We start from the raw sequence: 14,194 nt of genomic DNA on the forward strand, positions 1-14,194 counted from the left end.
CGGCGCCACTGCGTCGCCGCGCTGCAGCGGCCGCAGCCGCGCCTGGCGCTGGGCCAGGCGCTGCGCGGCCTCGCCAGCGCGATGCTCGACGTTTCCGACGGCCTGCTCGGCGACCTGTCCCACATCCTGGCCCGATCCGGCGTCGGCGCCGTCATCAATGCCGGCGCGCTGCCGCTCGCGGCGCTGCGCGCAACGGGCGCGCCCGACGACAGGGCGCTCTCCTTCCTGCTGTCGGGCGGCGACGACTACGAACTGTTGTTCACGGCCCGGGCCGACGCACGGGCCGGACTGGATGCGTTGTCGCATCGCCTCGGACAGCCCCTGCACCGCATCGGCCACATCACCGCGCAGGCGGGCGAATGCCTGCTGCTTGCCACGGACGGCCGGCGCCTGGCGCTGGACGCCGCCGGCTACGATCATTTCGCCTGAACGGCCCTTCCCCCTCTCCCGCCCCCCAGGACCACTCCGATGCGCCCCACACCACGCCTGCTGATGAGTCATCCCGCCCACTTCGTCTCGCTCGGCTTCGGCGCCGGCCTGTCGCCCTGGGCGCCGGGCACGGCCGGCACGCTGCTGGCCTGGGCGCTGTATCCGCTGATCCGCACGCCGTTGTCGGAATTCGTCTTCATCGCCCTGCTCGCCAGCCTGTTCATCGCCGGCGTGCTCGCCGCCGAGCGCACCGGACGGGCGCTCGGCGTGCCCGACCATGGCGGCATCGTGTGGGACGAAATGGTCGCGACCTGGCTGGTGCTGGTGTTCACGCCCACGACGCTGATGTGGCAGGCAGTCGCCGTCGCACTGTTCCGCTTCTTCGACATCGTCAAGCCGCCGCCGGTGCGCTGGGCGGACCGCAGCTTCAAGGGCGGCTTCGGCGTGATGTTCGACGACATCGTTGCAGCAGGCTACACGCTGCTCGTGCTGGCCATCCTGGTCAATGTGTTCGGCGTATGAGCGGCGCCGGCCCGCAACCACCTGGAGACACGATGGACACCGAATTGGGCGCACTCTCGGCCACGGCCGGCGCGGCCCTGGCGGCCCGCGGCTGGATGCTGGCCACGGCCGAATCCTGCACCGGCGGCTGGATCGCCGAAGCCGTCACCGCCACCAGCGGCAGTTCGGCATGGTTCGACCGCGGTTTCGTCACCTACTCCAACGCGGCCAAGACTGACATGCTCGGCGTCGCCACGGCGACGCTCGCAGCACATGGCGCGGTCAGCGAGGCGACGGTTGCCGAAATGGCCGAGGGCGCGCTCGCGCGCAGCGCGGCGGACATCGCGGTCGCGGTGTCAGGCATCGCCGGCCCGGGCGGCGGCACGCCGGCCAAGCCGGTCGGCACGGTGTGCCTGGCCTGGGCGCGGCGGGGAGACCCAGTGCACGCCTGCACGCTCCGCTTTTCCGGCGACCGGACGGCAGTGCGGCGCCAGACCGTCATCCACGCGCTGCGCGAGCTTATCCGGCTCGCCGCCACGGACCGCGGCTGACATGTTTGCTGTATTTATATTCAGGTCTTAAACTAATTGCGGCCGGAGCCGCCAGAACGCATAACAGCAAGCTCTGTGCCATAATCCGCCAATCACTCAGGAAAGACTTTCATGGACGACAACAAGGCCAAGGCGCTCGCCGCCGCGCTCTCGCAGATCGAAAAACAGTTCGGCAAGGGCTCGATCATGCGCATGGGCGACGGCAACGTCGAACGCGACATCCAGACCGTCTCCACCGGCTCGCTCGGCCTCGACATCGCGCTCGGCCTCGGCGGCCTGCCGCGCGGCCGCGTGGTCGAGATCTACGGCCCTGAATCCTCCGGCAAGACCACGCTGACGCTGCAGGTCATCGCCGAGATGCAGAAGCTGGGCGGCACCGCCGCCTTCATCGACGCCGAGCACGCGCTCGACGTCGGCTACGCCGAAAAGCTCGGCGTCAACATCGAGGACCTGCTGATCTCCCAGCCGGATACCGGCGAACAGGCGCTCGAGATCGCCGACATGCTGGTGCGCTCGGGCGGCGTCGACATCGTCGTCATCGACTCGGTCGCCGCGCTCACGCCCAAGGCCGAAATCGAGGGCGAGATGGGCGACCAGCTCCCCGGCCTGCAGGCCCGCCTGATGTCGCAGGCGCTACGCAAGCTCACCGCCAACATCAAGCGCACCAACACGCTGGTCATCTTCATCAACCAGATCCGCATGAAGATCGGCGTCATGTTCGGCAGCCCCGAAACCACCACCGGCGGCAACGCGCTCAAGTTCTACGCCTCGGTGCGCATGGACATCCGCCGCACCGGCACGATCAAGAAGGGCGATGAGGTGGTCGGCTCCGAGACCCGCGTCAAGGTCGTCAAGAACAAGGTCTCGCCGCCGTTCAAGGAAGCGCACTTCGACATCCTGTACGGCGAGGGCATCTCGCGCGAGGGCGAGATCATCGATCTCGGCGTGGTGCACAAGATCGTCGACAAGTCCGGCGCCTGGTATGCCTACAACGGCGACAAGATCGGCCAGGGCAAGGACAACTCGCGTGAATTCCTGCGCAACAATCCCGCGCTGGCGCGCGAGATCGAAAACAAGGTCCGCGCCGCCGTGAGCCTGCCCGAGCTGCCCCCGGGCGCCGCCGCCCCGGCCGCAGCCGAAGGCTGACGCCGGACTCCCCACGGCCATGACCGAGCCGAGCCTGCGCGAACGCGCCCTCCGCCACCTCGCGCGCCGCGACCACTCGCGCGCCGAGCTGGCGAAAAAGCTCGCGGCGCACGGCAGCGCCGAAGAGGTCGAGGCCGTGATCGAGCGCATGGGCGAACTGGGCCTGCAATCCGACGCGCGCTTCGCCCAGGCCTTCGTGCGCGGCAAGTCGGCGCGCTTCGGCGCCGGCCGCCTGCGCAGCGAAATGGCGCGGCGTGGCCTCGACCGTGACCTGATCGACGAAGCGATCGCCAGCGAATGTGGAGAATCCGAGGTGGAGCGTGCGCGCAGCGTGCTGCGCAGCCGCTTTCCGGCCCCGCCCGCCGACGCCCGCGAATGGGCCCGGCAGGCGCGTTTCCTGCAAACCCGCGGCTTCGCGCCCGACCTGATCCGCAAGCTGCTGAAAGAGCCCTACGATGAGTCTGCTTAAGGTCGCTGCCCTGCAAAAACGCTACAAGGCGCGCACCGTGGTGCACGATGTCGGCTTCGAAGTCGGCTCGGGCGAGGTCGTCGGCCTGCTCGGCCCCAATGGCGCCGGCAAGACCACCTGCTTCTACATGATCGTCGGCCTGGTGCGCGCCGACGGCGGCCAGATCGGCCTCGACGGCAAGGATCTGACCCATCTGCCGATCCACGCCCGGGCGCGGCTGGGCCTGTCCTACCTGCCGCAGGAAATGAGCGTGTTCCGCAAGCTCACGGTCGCGGAGAACATCCGCGCGGTGCTGGAGCTGCAGGGGCTGGAAACGCGCCAGGTCGACGCGCGCCTGGAAGAACTGCTGGAGGAACTCAGCATCAGCCACCTGCGCGACAACACCGCGATATCGCTGTCGGGCGGAGAGCGCCGCCGCTGCGAGATCGCGCGCGCGCTGGCCACCGACCCGCGCCTGATCCTGCTCGACGAGCCCTTCGCCGGCGTCGACCCGATCGCGGTGATCGACATCCAGAAGATCATTCGCTTCCTCAAGGAACGTGGCATCGGAGTCCTGATCACCGACCACAACGTGCGCGAGACGCTCGGCATCTGCGACCGCGCCTATATCATCAGCGAAGGCCGCGTGCTCGCGAGCGGCCAGCCGGACGAGATCATCTCCAACGAAAAAGTACGCCAGGTCTACCTCGGCGAGCACTTCCGTCTCTAGACCAGCATGAAGCCCAGTCTCCAGCTCAAACTCTCGCAGCACCTCACGCTGACGCCGCAGCTGCAGCAGTCGATCAAACTGCTGCAGCTGTCGACCCTCGAGTTGAACCAGGAGATCGAGCGTTTTCTGCTCGAGAACCCGATGCTCGAGCGCGAGGAGTTCGACGAGCCTCCCCCGCAGCCCGGGCTTGCGACCAGCAGCTCCCCCGCCGAGCGCGAGCGGGAGCAGCAGCGCGAGACGGACGCCGAGGCCGGCGGCGACGGCGACATCGGCAAGGCGGCGGAGCGCGAAGGCGACGACGAAGGCATCGACTGGTCCAGCGTCGGCACGGGCGCACAGGCCAAGCGCGACGACGACGAAGACGTCGACTTCCAGGAATTCCAGGCTGCGGACCTGTCGCTGCGCGAGCACCTCGACCAGCAGGTGGCGCTGTCGCCGCTGAACGATCTCGACCGCGCGCTGGTGCGCTTCGTCATCGAGGCGCTCGACGACGACGGCTACCTCCATCAGCCGCTCGAGGAACTGCTCGAACTGCTGCCGCCCGAACTCGAGATCGACATCGACGACCTCTCGATCGCGCTGCGCCATGTGCAGAACCTCGATCCCGCCGGCATCGGCGCGCGCACGCCGCAGGAATGCCTGTCGCTGCAGCTGCGCGCGATGCCCGAAACCTCGATCCAGATGCTCGCGCTCGAGATCGTGGATGCGCACCTCGAACTGCTCGCCGAACGCAACTTCGCCCGCCTGAAGAAGCTGACCGGCTGCAACGACGACGACCTGCGCGCCGCGCATGCTCTGATCTGCAGCCTGGACCCGCACCCGGGCCTGCGCCATTCCGCCTCCGAGACACGCTACGTACTGCCCGACGTCATCGTGCGCAAGGTGCGCGGACGCTGGAGCGTGAGTCTGAACCAGGAGGCGATGCCGCGCCTACGCGTGAACCGCCTGTATGCGAACCTGCTGCAGCAGAACCGCGGCCAGGGCGGCGGGCTCACCGGCCAGTTGCAGGAAGCGCGCTGGCTGATCAAGAACGTACAGCAGCGCTTCGACACCATTCTGCGCGTGTCCCAGGCCATCGTTGACCAGCAAAGACAGTTCTTCGATCATGGAGATGTGGCGATGCGGCCACTCACTCTCCGGGAGATCGCCGACCAGCTCGAACTGCACGAATCCACCGTATCGCGCGTCACCACGCAAAAGTACATGGCAACGCCGCGCGGCGTGTTCGAACTCAAGTATTTCTTCGGCAGCCACGTTTCCACCGACACCGGCGGAGCGGCTTCTTCAACGGCGATCCGTGCGCTGATTCGCCAGTTGGTAGATGCCGAGGACAGGAAGAAGCCCCTGTCCGACGCCCGGATTGCAGAAGTTTTGGGCCAGCAGGGTATCGTGGTCGCACGTCGCACCATCGCGAAATACCGCGAATCACTCAATATCCCGCCGGTCAGTTTGCGCAAATCGATCTGACAACAACAGGAGTTACCATGAATCTCAATATCACCGGGCGCCACGTCGAAGTCACTCCGGCCATTCGCGACTACGTGAGCACCAAGCTCGACCGCGTCATTCGCCACTTCGACAACGTCACCAGCGTGGCGGTGATCCTTTCCGTCGAAAAACTGCAGCAGAAGGCCGAAGTCACGCTGCACGTGCGCGGCAAGGACATCTTCGTCGAGAGCGAGGATACCGACCTGTATGCAGCCATCGACGCGATGACCGACAAGCTCGACCGCCAGGTCCAGAAGTACAAGCAGAAGCAGGCGGACCACAACCACGAAGCCCTGAAGCACCAGGCCCCTCCGGAAGCCTGACCGCCTCCTTGCGGCTTTCCGCCCGGGGTGTGGTTATAATGCGCGCGTTTTCAAGACGCGGCTTCAACGCATCCCGGTCCGTCCCATCGCCCAGCGTGGCGCCAACGGTTACGGCGCTGCGAAAGCTCTACAGCGAATGAGCCTGATATCTCAACTCCTGCCACTCTCCAATGTGGTGGTCGATCTCGATGCGAGCAGCAAGAAGCGTGTTTTCGAACAGGCCGGCCTGCTTTTCGAGAACAACCAAGGCATCGCCCGCAGCCTGGTGTTCGACAGCCTGTTCGCCCGCGAACGGCTCGGCTCCACCGGTCTCGGCCAGGGCATCGCCATTCCGCATGGCCGCATCAAGGGGCTCAAGGACGCTGCCGGCGCCTTTCTGCGGCTGGCCGCACCGGTACAGTTCGATTCACCCGACGGGCGGCCGGTCAATCTGCTATTCGTGCTGCTCGTGCCGGAGCAGGCCAACGAGACCCATCTTCAACTCTTGTCGGAACTGGCGCAGATGTTCAGCGACCGCGAGTTCCGCGAAGCCTTGCTGAATGCGCCCGATCCCGCGCATATCCGCCAGATGTTCGTGAACTGGGGCGCCGATGAGGCAGACCAGCGTCGCGCGGCTATTTGAGGCCGAACGAGAGCTGCTCCAGCTCAGCCATGTCAGCGGACGGCTCGACGCCACGCTGTCGGTGGCCGAGGAACACATCTGGCCCGCGGACCTGATCGGCCACCTGAACCTGATCCACCCCACCCGGCTGCAGGTCATCGGCGCCGCCGAACTGGCCTGGGCCCAGCGCCAGACGACCGACAAGGTCGTCCATCACCTCAACGGAATCCTGTCCTGCCAGCCACCCGCGATCATCGTCGCCGACGGCTGCGCGGTATCGAACATCATCCATGGCGTGTGCGAGGCGCACGACGTCGCGCTGTTCACGACCCCCCAGCCGGCGGCCAGCGTCATCGACCAGTTGCGGCTCTACCTGTCGCGCGAACTGGCCGAGAAGATCTCGCTGCACGGCGTGTTCATGGATGTGCTCGGCGTGGGGGTGCTGATCACCGGGGACTCGGGCGCGGGAAAATCCGAACTCGCCCTCGAACTGATCTCGCGCGGGCACGGCCTGGTCGCGGACGACGTCGTCGAATTCTCGCGCATCGCGCCGACCGTGCTCGAAGGCCGCTGCCCGCCCATGCTGCAGGATTTCATCGAGGTCCGCGGCCTCGGCATCCTGAACATCCGCACGATCTTCGGCGAAACCGCCTGCCGCCGGAAAATGCGCCTGCGCCTGGTGTGCCACCTCGAACGCCGCCAGCCCGGCGACGGCGACCCGAGCCGGCTGCCCGTGCAGCAGGAGGTCAAGGACATCCTCGGCGTCAAGGTCGCGCGCGTCGTGCTGCCCGTCGCGGCGGGCCGCAACCTCGCCGTGCTGCTCGAGGCGGCCGTGCGTTCGACCATCCTGCAGTTGCGCGGCATCGACGCGATGCAGGAATTCATCGACCGCCAGATGCGGGCGATGGGCGACAGCGACGGCGCGGCCTGACCCTCCCGCTAGCCGCGAAGGCCGCCGCCTGAACCGCCACGCCTGAATCGGCGACACGGCGACCGCGCTATTGCCGCAGCGCCGCATCGGCTGCTACCCTCGAAGACTTTGCTGCCCCGCGAGCCTTTGATGAGCCCCCCCACGGATTACCTCGAGCGCATCCTCAACGCCAACGTCTACGACGTCGCCATCGAGACGCCGCTCGACCTCGCCACCAACCTGTCGGCGCGCGTGCATAACCGCATCCTTCTGAAGCGCGAAGACATGCAGCCGGTGTTCAGCTTCAAGATCCGCGGCGCCTACAACAAGATGGCGCGGCTGTCGCCGCAGGCCATGAAGCGCGGCGTGATCTGCGCATCGGCCGGCAACCACGCCCAGGGTGTCGCGCTGTCGGCCGCCAGGCTCGGCGTGCGCGCGGTGATCGTGATGCCCAACACCACGCCCCAGATCAAGATCGACGCGGTCAAGAGCCGCGGCGGCGAGGTCGTGCTCGCCGGCGAGTCCTACTCGGACGCCTACGCCCATGCGCTGGAACTGGAAAAGAACGAGAAGCTCACCTTCGTCCACCCCTTCGACGACCCCGACGTCATCGCCGGCCAGGGCACGATCGGCATGGAGATCCTGCGCGCGCACCCGAAACCCATCCATGCGGTGTTCTGTTGCGTGGGCGGCGGCGGGCTGATCTCCGGCATCGCGGCCTACATCAAGCGCCTGCGCCCGGAAACGAAGATCATCGGCGTCGAGGCGGTGGGTGCCGACGCGATGACGCAGTCGCTCGCGGCCGGCCGGCGCATCGCCCTCGACCAAGTCGGGCTCTTCGCCGACGGCGCGGCGGTGAAGGAAGTGGGCGCAGAAACCTTCCGCCTGTGCCAGCAGTACGTGGACGAGATGATCCTCGTCGACAACGACGCCATCTGCGCGGCGATCAAGGACGTCTTCGAGGATACGCGCTCCATCCTCGAACCCGCCGGCGCGCTCGCGATCGCCGGAGCCAAGGAATACGCCAAGCGCCACAAGCTGCGCGACAAGAGCCTGGTGGCCGTGGCCTCGGGCGCCAACATGAACTTCGACCGCCTGCGCTTCGTGGCCGAGCGTGCCGAACTCGGCGAACAGCGCGAAGCCGTGCTGGCGGTGACGATCCCCGAAAAGCCCGGCTCCTTCCGCAAATTCATCAGCGTGCTGGGCAACCGCAACATCACCGAGTTCAACTACCGCTACGCTGACGCCGAGCAGGCCCACATCTTCGTCGGCGTCACCGTGCACAACCGCAACGAAGCCGGCCGCCTGGTGGAAATGCTCGAACGCCACGAACTGCCGGCCATCGATCTGACCGACGACGAACTGGCCAAGACGCACGCCCGCTACATGGTCGGCGGGCGCTCGCCGCAGGCGAAGAACGAGGTCGTGTACCGCTTCGTCTTCCCCGAGCGCCCGGGCGCACTGATGAATTTCCTCACCAACCTGCGCTCGGACTGGAACATCTCGCTGTTCCACTACCGCAACCACGGCTCGGACTACGGCCGCGTGCTGGTCGGCATGCAGGTGCCGCCCGAGGACACGGCAGCCTTCGAGGACTTCCTGCAGCGGCTCGGCTACGAATACGTGGCCGAAACCGGCAACCCCGCCTACCGCCTGTTCCTCGCCGCCTGAGTCCGTCCCGCCCGCCGCGGGCGGGACTCAGCGGACGGCGCGCGCCGCGCCGGCCTCGGTGACGATCCAGTCCATCGGCCGGTCGTGCGCCTGCGGCAGGGCGCTCGGCACGCGCCCCAGCTCGAAACCGACGCCGATGGCGATGGTGTCCATCTGCGCCAGCGTGCGGTCGAAATACCCCCCCCCATACCCCAGGCGGTAGCCCGCCGCGTCGAAGGCGTTCAGGGGGATCAGCACGACCTCCGGCCTCACCTCCAACGGCTCGACCGGATGCGGGATGCCATAGCGGTCGGGCACCATCTCGGCCCCCGGCGTCCAGCGCCGGAAATGCATGGCGGCCCGCTTCTCGACGACGACCGGCAAGGCCGCGACGCGCGTCTCGTCCTCGCCCAGCCAGGCCTGCACCCACGCCCGCAGATCGGGTTCCGCGCGGTAGGGCCAGCAGAAGCCCAGCGTGCGCGGGGCCAGCCCGCCGATCACGCCGTCGAGGTGGAACACCAACTGCCGTTCGAGGTCCTCTCTGTGCGCCGCGCTCAAGGCCTGGCGGGCCTCGAGCGCCTGCTGACGCAGGTGCCCGCGGCGTTTCTCGATGTCGTCCTCGGGGCCGGAAACAGGCTTCATCACTGTGGTATGGTTGCTTGCAATGGAGAGCAGGAAAAGTATGAGAATGGGCTTGGTGACCGCGCTGCTTGCGGCCGGAATGTTGCTGTCGGATGTAGCTTCCGCCCAGGTCCCGCCGGACTTCGGCGATGGACGCATCGTCGCCGCTCGCGAGGCGCTGCGCAAGGGCGACCGCGATACGCTGGAACGGCTCGCTCTCGAGCGCAGCCCGCACACGCTGGACGCCTACGTCCGCTACTGGCAGCTCGCCAACGTCCTGGCGCGCCCCGACACGCCTCCCGCACATCGGCTGCAAGCCTTCCTCGACGAAGAGGCCGGCAACGTGCTGGCCGAACGCCTGCGCGCCGACTGGCTGCGCCGGCTGGCGACCGACGGCGACTGGGCGCGCTTCGCCGCGCTCTACCCCGGCCTGCGCAACCCCGACCGCGAACTGCGCTGCACGGCCTGGACGGCCCGCCTCATGACCGGCGACGGCAGCGCACTCGACGAGGTGGCGGCGGACTGGCGCACTCTGGACAATGCGCCAGCCGCGTGCGACACCGTGCTGCGTGCCGCCTACGCCTCGGGCAAGGTCGACGAGGACGCGCTCTGGCAGCGCGCACGCCGCCAAGCGGACACGCGCAAGCCCGACGACGCGCGCCTGAGCTGGAGCTGGCTGCCCGCCGAAGTCGCGCCGGCCCCCGCCGATGCCGAACAGGCCTTGCGCTCTTCCTCCGCCTGGCTCGACCGTCTGCCGGCCAATTTCGCCGTCACCCGCAGCGGCCGGGAGCTCGTGCTCGCCGCGCTGACGCGCATCGCCTGGCAGGACGCCCGCCTCGCCCATGCCCGCCTGCTGCAGCTGCAGGACCGCCTCGGCAGCGAGGAGCGCGGCCACATCCAGGCCGTCATCGCCATGCATGCCGCCATCGACCAGATGCCCGAGGCGATGGCCTTCTACCGCGCGCTGGGCAATGCCGAGCTGACGCCGCTGCAGCGCGCCTGGCGCGTGCGCGCCACGCTGCGGGCCGGAGACTGGGCCGCCGTCCGCACGGCCATCGAGGCCATGCCGGAGTCCGAACGTCAGCAGCCCGAATGGACCTACTGGCTCGGGCGGGCACATGCTGCCGCCGGCCGCGCCGGCGACGCCGAGGCGCTGTTCACCCATATCGCTGCCGAGCCGCACTTCTACGGCATCCTCGCCGGCGAGGAACTCGGCCGGCCCTTCACCCCCCCGGCGGCCAACGGCCTGCTGCCGGCCGCCAGGCTCGACGAGGCGGAAAACGACCCCGGCCTGCGCCGGGCGCTGGCGCTGTACCGGCTGGACATGCGCACGGAGGCGGTGCGCGAGTGGATCTGGGCCCTGCGCGAGCGCGACGAACAGTTCCGCCTCGCCGCCGCCCACATCGCACTGCGCAACGAGATCTACGATCGCGCCATCAACACCGCCGAACTTTCCAATCCGCGCGCGAATTACGCGCTGCGCTTCCTGACCCCCTACCGCGACCTGATCGAGCCGCAGGTGCACAGGCAGGGGCTCGACCTGAGCTGGGTGTACGGCCTGATGCGCCAGGAAAGCCGCTTCGTCGTCCCGGCCCGCTCCAGCGCCGGCGCCCAGGGCCTGATGCAGGTGATGCCGGCGACCGGCAAGTGGGTGGCGGGCAAGATCGGCCTGCGCGGCTACCATCACGGCCTGCTGTCCGACCCCGGCACCAACGTGCTGCTCGGCACCAGCTACATGCGCCTGATCCTCGACGGCCTCGACAACCACCCGGTGCTGGCCAGCGCCGGCTACAACGCCGGCCCCGGACGCGCCCGCCGCTGGCGCGACGACAAGCCGCTCGAAGGCGCCATCTACACCGAGACCATCCCCTTCGACGAGACGCGCGACTACGTCAAGAAGGTGATGGCCAATGCGATCATCTACGGCGCGATGCTCGAACGCCAGCCCCAGTCGCTGAAGACGAAGCTGGGCGTGATCGGCCCGCGCCCGGCCAGCGAATGACGACCTTCTTACCGATCAAGCAACAACAGCGAGCCCTCACCATGCACATCAAACGCGTCGTTCTCATCGGCGGCACCGGCTTCGTCGGCCGCGCCGTCGCCAACCGCCTCGCCGAAGCGGGCGTTCAGGTCCTTGCCCCCACCCGCCGCCGCAGCCGTGCCGGGCACATCCTGCTGCTGCCCACGATGGACGTCGTCGAAGCCGACGTGCATGACCCGGCCACGCTGGAACGCCTGTTCGCCGGCGCGGACGCGGTGGTCAACCTCGTCGGCATCCTGCACTCGCGTAGCGGCGACCCCTACGGCCCGGACTTCGCCCGCGCACACGTCGAGCTGCCGAAGAAGATCGTCGCCGCCTGCCGCAACACCGGCATCCGGCGCCTGGTGCACATCAGCGCGCTCGGCGCCAGCACCGACGGCCCGTCCGGCTACCAGCGCTCCAAGGCCGCGGGCGAGGCCGCGATCCGCAGCACGGGCGCCGACCTCGACTGGGTCATCCTGCGCCCGTCGGTCATCTTCGGCCGCGACGACAACTTCCTCAACATGTTCGCCTGTCTCGCCTCCGCTTTCCCCGTCCTGCCCCTGGCGGGCGCCGGCACCCGCTTCCAGCCGGTCTACGTGGAGGATGTGGCCGAGACCGTCTGGCGCAGCCTGAGCACCCCCTCGGCTGCGGGCCAGACCTTCGACGTCGCCGGTCCCAAGGTCTACACCCTGCGCCAGCTCGTCGAATACGCCTCCGCGCAGGTCGGCAAGCCGCGCCCGGTGATCGGGTTGCCGGAAAGCCTGGGCATGATCCAGGCAGGCCTGCTGGAGCTTGCGCCCCAGCCGCTGATGAGCCGCGACAACATCCGTTCGATGCGCGTCGACAACGTCACCGACGGCGAACCGCTGCCTTTCGGCCTGCAGCCGACCGCCATCGAAGCCGTCGTGCCGCGCTGGCTCGGCGATGCAACCGTCCGCGCCCACTACTATCCCTTCCGTCGCCACGCGCGCCGCTAATCCCCCACCCACACGGAGTCGGCCATGAAGCTCATCATCGGCAACAAGAATTATTCGTCCTGGTCCCTGCGCGCCTGGCTCGCGGCACGCGAAGGCGGCTTCAGCTTCGGCGAGATCGACATTCCGCTGTTCATTCCCGGCAGCCGCGAGCGCATCCTCTCGCACTCGCCCTCGGGCAAGGTGCCCTGCCTCAACGACCACGGCGTGCTGGTATGGGATTCGCTGGCCATCGGCGAATACCTCGCCGAGAAACAGCCCGCCCTGCTGCCCGCCGACCCGGTCGCGCGCGCCACCGCCCGTGCGGTCACGGCGGAAATGCACTCGGGCTTCCAGGCCTTGCGCAGCAAGATGCCGATGAACATCCGCAAGGACTATCGCGGCTTCGGACACACGCCGGAAGTCGACGCCGACATCGCGCGCATCTCCGCCATCTGGAACGACTGCCGCGCACGTTTCGGCCACGGCGGCCCCTACCTGTTCGGCCATTTCACGCTCGCCGATGCCGCCTACGCACCGGTCTGCTTCCGCTTCCAGACCTATGGCGTGCAGCCGGAAGGCGCCGCCGGCGACTACCTGGCAGCGATGCTCGCCAATCCGCACATGCAGGACTGGGCAGCCGCGGCACGCGCCGAGACCGAATCGATCGCATCCGAAGACCTGTACGACTGATGCGATGCTATGTGGTGGGCGGCGCGGTGCGCGACGCCCTGCTCGGGCTGCCGGTCAAGGACCGCGACTGGGTCGTGGTCGGCAGCAGCCCCGAGGACATGCTGGCGCGGGGATTCCGCCCCGTGGGCAAGGATTTTCCGGTCTTCCTGCATCCGCAGACGCAGGAGGAGTACGCCCTCGCCCGCACCGAACGCAAGTCGGGCAAGGGCTATGCCGGCTTCGTCTGCCACGCCTCGCCCGAGGTCACGCTCGAAGAAGACCTGCTGCGCCGCGACCTTACGATCAACGCGATCGCGCGCGACGAGGACGGCCGCCTGATCGACCCATACGGCGGCGTCGGGGACCTCGAGGCGCGCGTGTTCCGCCACGTTTCCCCGGCCTTCGCCGAGGACCCGTTGCGCATCCTGCGCGTGGCGCGCTTCGCCGCGCGCTTCACGGACTTCGGCACCGCCCCGGAGACGCTCGCGCTGATGCGCAGCATGGTGGCGGCGGGCGAGGTCGACCACCTCGTCGCCGAGCGTGTCTGGCAGGAATTCGCCCGCGGCCTGATGGAGGAACGGCCCTCGCGGATGATCCGCGCGCTGCGCGAGTGCGGCGCCCTGGCCCACATCCTGCCCGAGGTGGACAGGCTGTTCGGCGTGCCCCAGCCGGCCAAGCACCACCCGGAGATCGACACCGGCGAGCACGTGATGATGGTGATCGACCATGCCGCCGCGACGCGCCAACCCCTGGCAGTACGCTGGGCCTGTCTGATGCACGATCTGGGCAAGGGCGACACCCCGGCCGACATCCTGCCGCACCACTACGGCCACGAACAGGCCAGCGCCCGGCGCGCGCGGGAAGTGTCGACGCGGCTGAAGGCGCCGTCGGAATGCCGCGACCTCGCCGAGATGGTGGCGCGCGAACACGGCATCTTCGGCCAGGCGGCGGTATTGCGGCCCGAGACCATGGTGAAGGTGATGGAGCGCTGCGATGCGCTGCGGCGGCCCGAGCGCTTCACCCTTGCCCTCGACGCCGCGGCCTGCGACTATCACGGCCGCGGCGGCGGGCCGCGCCCCGACTGGGCGCCGCGCGCATCATGGCTCGGCGCGCTGGACGCGGTGCGCGGCATCGATGCCGGCGCGATC

16 protein-coding genes are annotated in these 14,194 nt (G+C 68.4%); 15 read left to right on the forward strand and 1 reads right to left on the reverse strand.

The features are described from left to right. From C666_RS16160 to ilvA, 11 genes are all read left to right on the forward strand, one after another. On the forward strand, nt 1-429 hold a 429-nt coding region (locus C666_RS16160), incomplete at its 5' end, for a thiamine-phosphate kinase (protein WP_004343501.1). Nucleotides 430-468: 39 nt separating this feature from the next. After that, entirely contained in the window at nt 469-951 is a 483-nt protein-coding gene (locus C666_RS16165) for a phosphatidylglycerophosphatase A family protein (protein WP_004343503.1), read from the forward strand. A gap of 32 nt (nt 952-983) precedes the next feature. Beyond that, a complete protein-coding gene (locus C666_RS16170; protein WP_004343505.1) occupies nt 984-1,481 on the forward strand; it encodes a CinA family protein in 498 nt (165 codons plus the stop codon). A 111-nt stretch (nt 1,482-1,592) separates the two neighbouring features. Further along, nucleotides 1,593-2,627 carry a recombinase RecA gene (recA, locus tag C666_RS16175; protein WP_004343507.1) on the forward strand — a complete coding sequence of 345 codons (1,035 nt, stop codon included), beginning with the start codon at nt 1,593-1,595 and terminating at the stop codon, nt 2,625-2,627. 19 nt (nt 2,628-2,646) lie between these two features. Further along, a complete protein-coding gene (recX, locus tag C666_RS16180; protein ID WP_004343510.1) occupies nt 2,647-3,096 on the forward strand; it encodes a recombination regulator RecX in 450 nt (149 codons plus the stop codon). Further along, on the forward strand, nt 3,083-3,805 hold the full coding sequence (gene lptB / locus C666_RS16185; protein ID WP_004343512.1) for an LPS export ABC transporter ATP-binding protein: 723 nt from the start codon (nt 3,083-3,085) through the stop codon (nt 3,803-3,805). The genes recX and lptB overlap by 14 nt, the downstream gene beginning before the upstream one ends. Before the next feature lie 6 nt (nt 3,806-3,811). Beyond that, nucleotides 3,812-5,272 (forward strand): RNA polymerase factor sigma-54, encoded by a 1,461-nt coding sequence (locus C666_RS16190; RefSeq protein WP_004343515.1) that lies wholly within the window; start codon nt 3,812-3,814, stop codon nt 5,270-5,272. A 17-nt stretch (nt 5,273-5,289) separates the two neighbouring features. Further along, a complete protein-coding gene (gene hpf, locus C666_RS16195; RefSeq protein WP_004343516.1) occupies nt 5,290-5,616 on the forward strand; it encodes a ribosome hibernation-promoting factor, HPF/YfiA family in 327 nt (108 codons plus the stop codon). Between the two features lie 136 nt (nt 5,617-5,752). After that, nucleotides 5,753-6,238 carry a PTS IIA-like nitrogen regulatory protein PtsN gene (ptsN, locus tag C666_RS16200; protein WP_004343518.1) on the forward strand — a complete coding sequence of 162 codons (486 nt, stop codon included), beginning with the start codon at nt 5,753-5,755 and terminating at the stop codon, nt 6,236-6,238. Beyond that, nucleotides 6,207-7,148 carry an HPr(Ser) kinase/phosphatase gene (gene hprK / locus C666_RS16205; protein WP_004343519.1) on the forward strand — a complete coding sequence of 314 codons (942 nt, stop codon included), beginning with the start codon at nt 6,207-6,209 and terminating at the stop codon, nt 7,146-7,148. The genes ptsN and hprK overlap by 32 nt, the downstream gene beginning before the upstream one ends. Before the next feature lie 129 nt (nt 7,149-7,277). Then, nucleotides 7,278-8,798 (forward strand): threonine ammonia-lyase, biosynthetic, encoded by a 1,521-nt coding sequence (gene ilvA, locus C666_RS16210; protein WP_004343520.1) that lies wholly within the window; start codon nt 7,278-7,280, stop codon nt 8,796-8,798. Nucleotides 8,799-8,825: 27 nt separating this feature from the next. On the opposite strand, the gene C666_RS16215 is transcribed toward ilvA, so the two are convergent. Continuing rightward, nucleotides 8,826-9,419 carry a 5-formyltetrahydrofolate cyclo-ligase gene (locus tag C666_RS16215; protein WP_004343521.1) on the reverse strand — a complete coding sequence of 198 codons (594 nt, stop codon included), beginning with the start codon at nt 9,417-9,419 and terminating at the stop codon, nt 8,826-8,828. A 40-nt stretch (nt 9,420-9,459) separates the two neighbouring features. Here C666_RS16215 and C666_RS16220 point away from each other — a divergent pair, with 40 nt between their 5' ends. The 4 genes from C666_RS16220 to C666_RS16235 all read left to right on the forward strand — a co-directional run. Continuing rightward, a complete protein-coding gene (locus C666_RS16220) occupies nt 9,460-11,400 on the forward strand; it encodes a lytic transglycosylase domain-containing protein (RefSeq protein WP_028792324.1) in 1,941 nt (646 codons plus the stop codon). Nucleotides 11,401-11,441: 41 nt separating this feature from the next. Further along, nucleotides 11,442-12,398, forward strand: a complete 957-nt coding sequence (locus tag C666_RS16225) for a complex I NDUFA9 subunit family protein (RefSeq protein ID WP_004343523.1) — start codon at nt 11,442-11,444, stop codon at nt 12,396-12,398. Nucleotides 12,399-12,422: 24 nt separating this feature from the next. Then, nucleotides 12,423-13,067 (forward strand): glutathione S-transferase family protein, encoded by a 645-nt coding sequence (locus C666_RS16230; protein WP_004343524.1) that lies wholly within the window; start codon nt 12,423-12,425, stop codon nt 13,065-13,067. Then, nucleotides 13,067-14,194: multifunctional CCA addition/repair protein (locus C666_RS16235; RefSeq protein WP_004343525.1), on the forward strand; the 1,128-nt coding region annotated here is incomplete at its 3' end. The genes C666_RS16230 and C666_RS16235, both read left to right, overlap by 1 nt.

The organism is Thauera linaloolentis 47Lol = DSM 12138 (assembly GCF_000310205.1).
Lineage (GTDB): Bacteria > Pseudomonadota > Gammaproteobacteria > Burkholderiales > Rhodocyclaceae > Thauera > Thauera linaloolentis.

Coding starts and splice junctions, on each gene's coding strand:
- C666_RS16165 (WP_004343503.1), top strand. CDS start 469: ATGCGCCCCACACCACGCCTGCTGATGAGTCATCCCGCCCACTTCGTC.
- C666_RS16170 (WP_004343505.1), top strand. CDS start 984: ATGGACACCGAATTGGGCGCACTCTCGGCCACGGCCGGCGCGGCCCTG.
- recA (WP_004343507.1), top strand. CDS start 1,593: ATGGACGACAACAAGGCCAAGGCGCTCGCCGCCGCGCTCTCGCAGATC.
- recX (WP_004343510.1), top strand. CDS start 2,647: ATGACCGAGCCGAGCCTGCGCGAACGCGCCCTCCGCCACCTCGCGCGC.
- lptB (WP_004343512.1), top strand. CDS start 3,083: ATGAGTCTGCTTAAGGTCGCTGCCCTGCAAAAACGCTACAAGGCGCGC.
- C666_RS16190 (WP_004343515.1), top strand. CDS start 3,812: ATGAAGCCCAGTCTCCAGCTCAAACTCTCGCAGCACCTCACGCTGACG.
- hpf (WP_004343516.1), top strand. CDS start 5,290: ATGAATCTCAATATCACCGGGCGCCACGTCGAAGTCACTCCGGCCATT.
- ptsN (WP_004343518.1), top strand. CDS start 5,753: ATGAGCCTGATATCTCAACTCCTGCCACTCTCCAATGTGGTGGTCGAT.
- hprK (WP_004343519.1), top strand. CDS start 6,207: ATGAGGCAGACCAGCGTCGCGCGGCTATTTGAGGCCGAACGAGAGCTG.
- ilvA (WP_004343520.1), top strand. CDS start 7,278: ATGAGCCCCCCCACGGATTACCTCGAGCGCATCCTCAACGCCAACGTC.
- C666_RS16215 (WP_004343521.1), bottom strand. CDS start 9,419: ATGAAGCCTGTTTCCGGCCCCGAGGACGACATCGAGAAACGCCGCGGG.
- C666_RS16220 (WP_028792324.1), top strand. CDS start 9,460: ATGAGAATGGGCTTGGTGACCGCGCTGCTTGCGGCCGGAATGTTGCTG.
- C666_RS16225 (WP_004343523.1), top strand. CDS start 11,442: ATGCACATCAAACGCGTCGTTCTCATCGGCGGCACCGGCTTCGTCGGC.
- C666_RS16230 (WP_004343524.1), top strand. CDS start 12,423: ATGAAGCTCATCATCGGCAACAAGAATTATTCGTCCTGGTCCCTGCGC.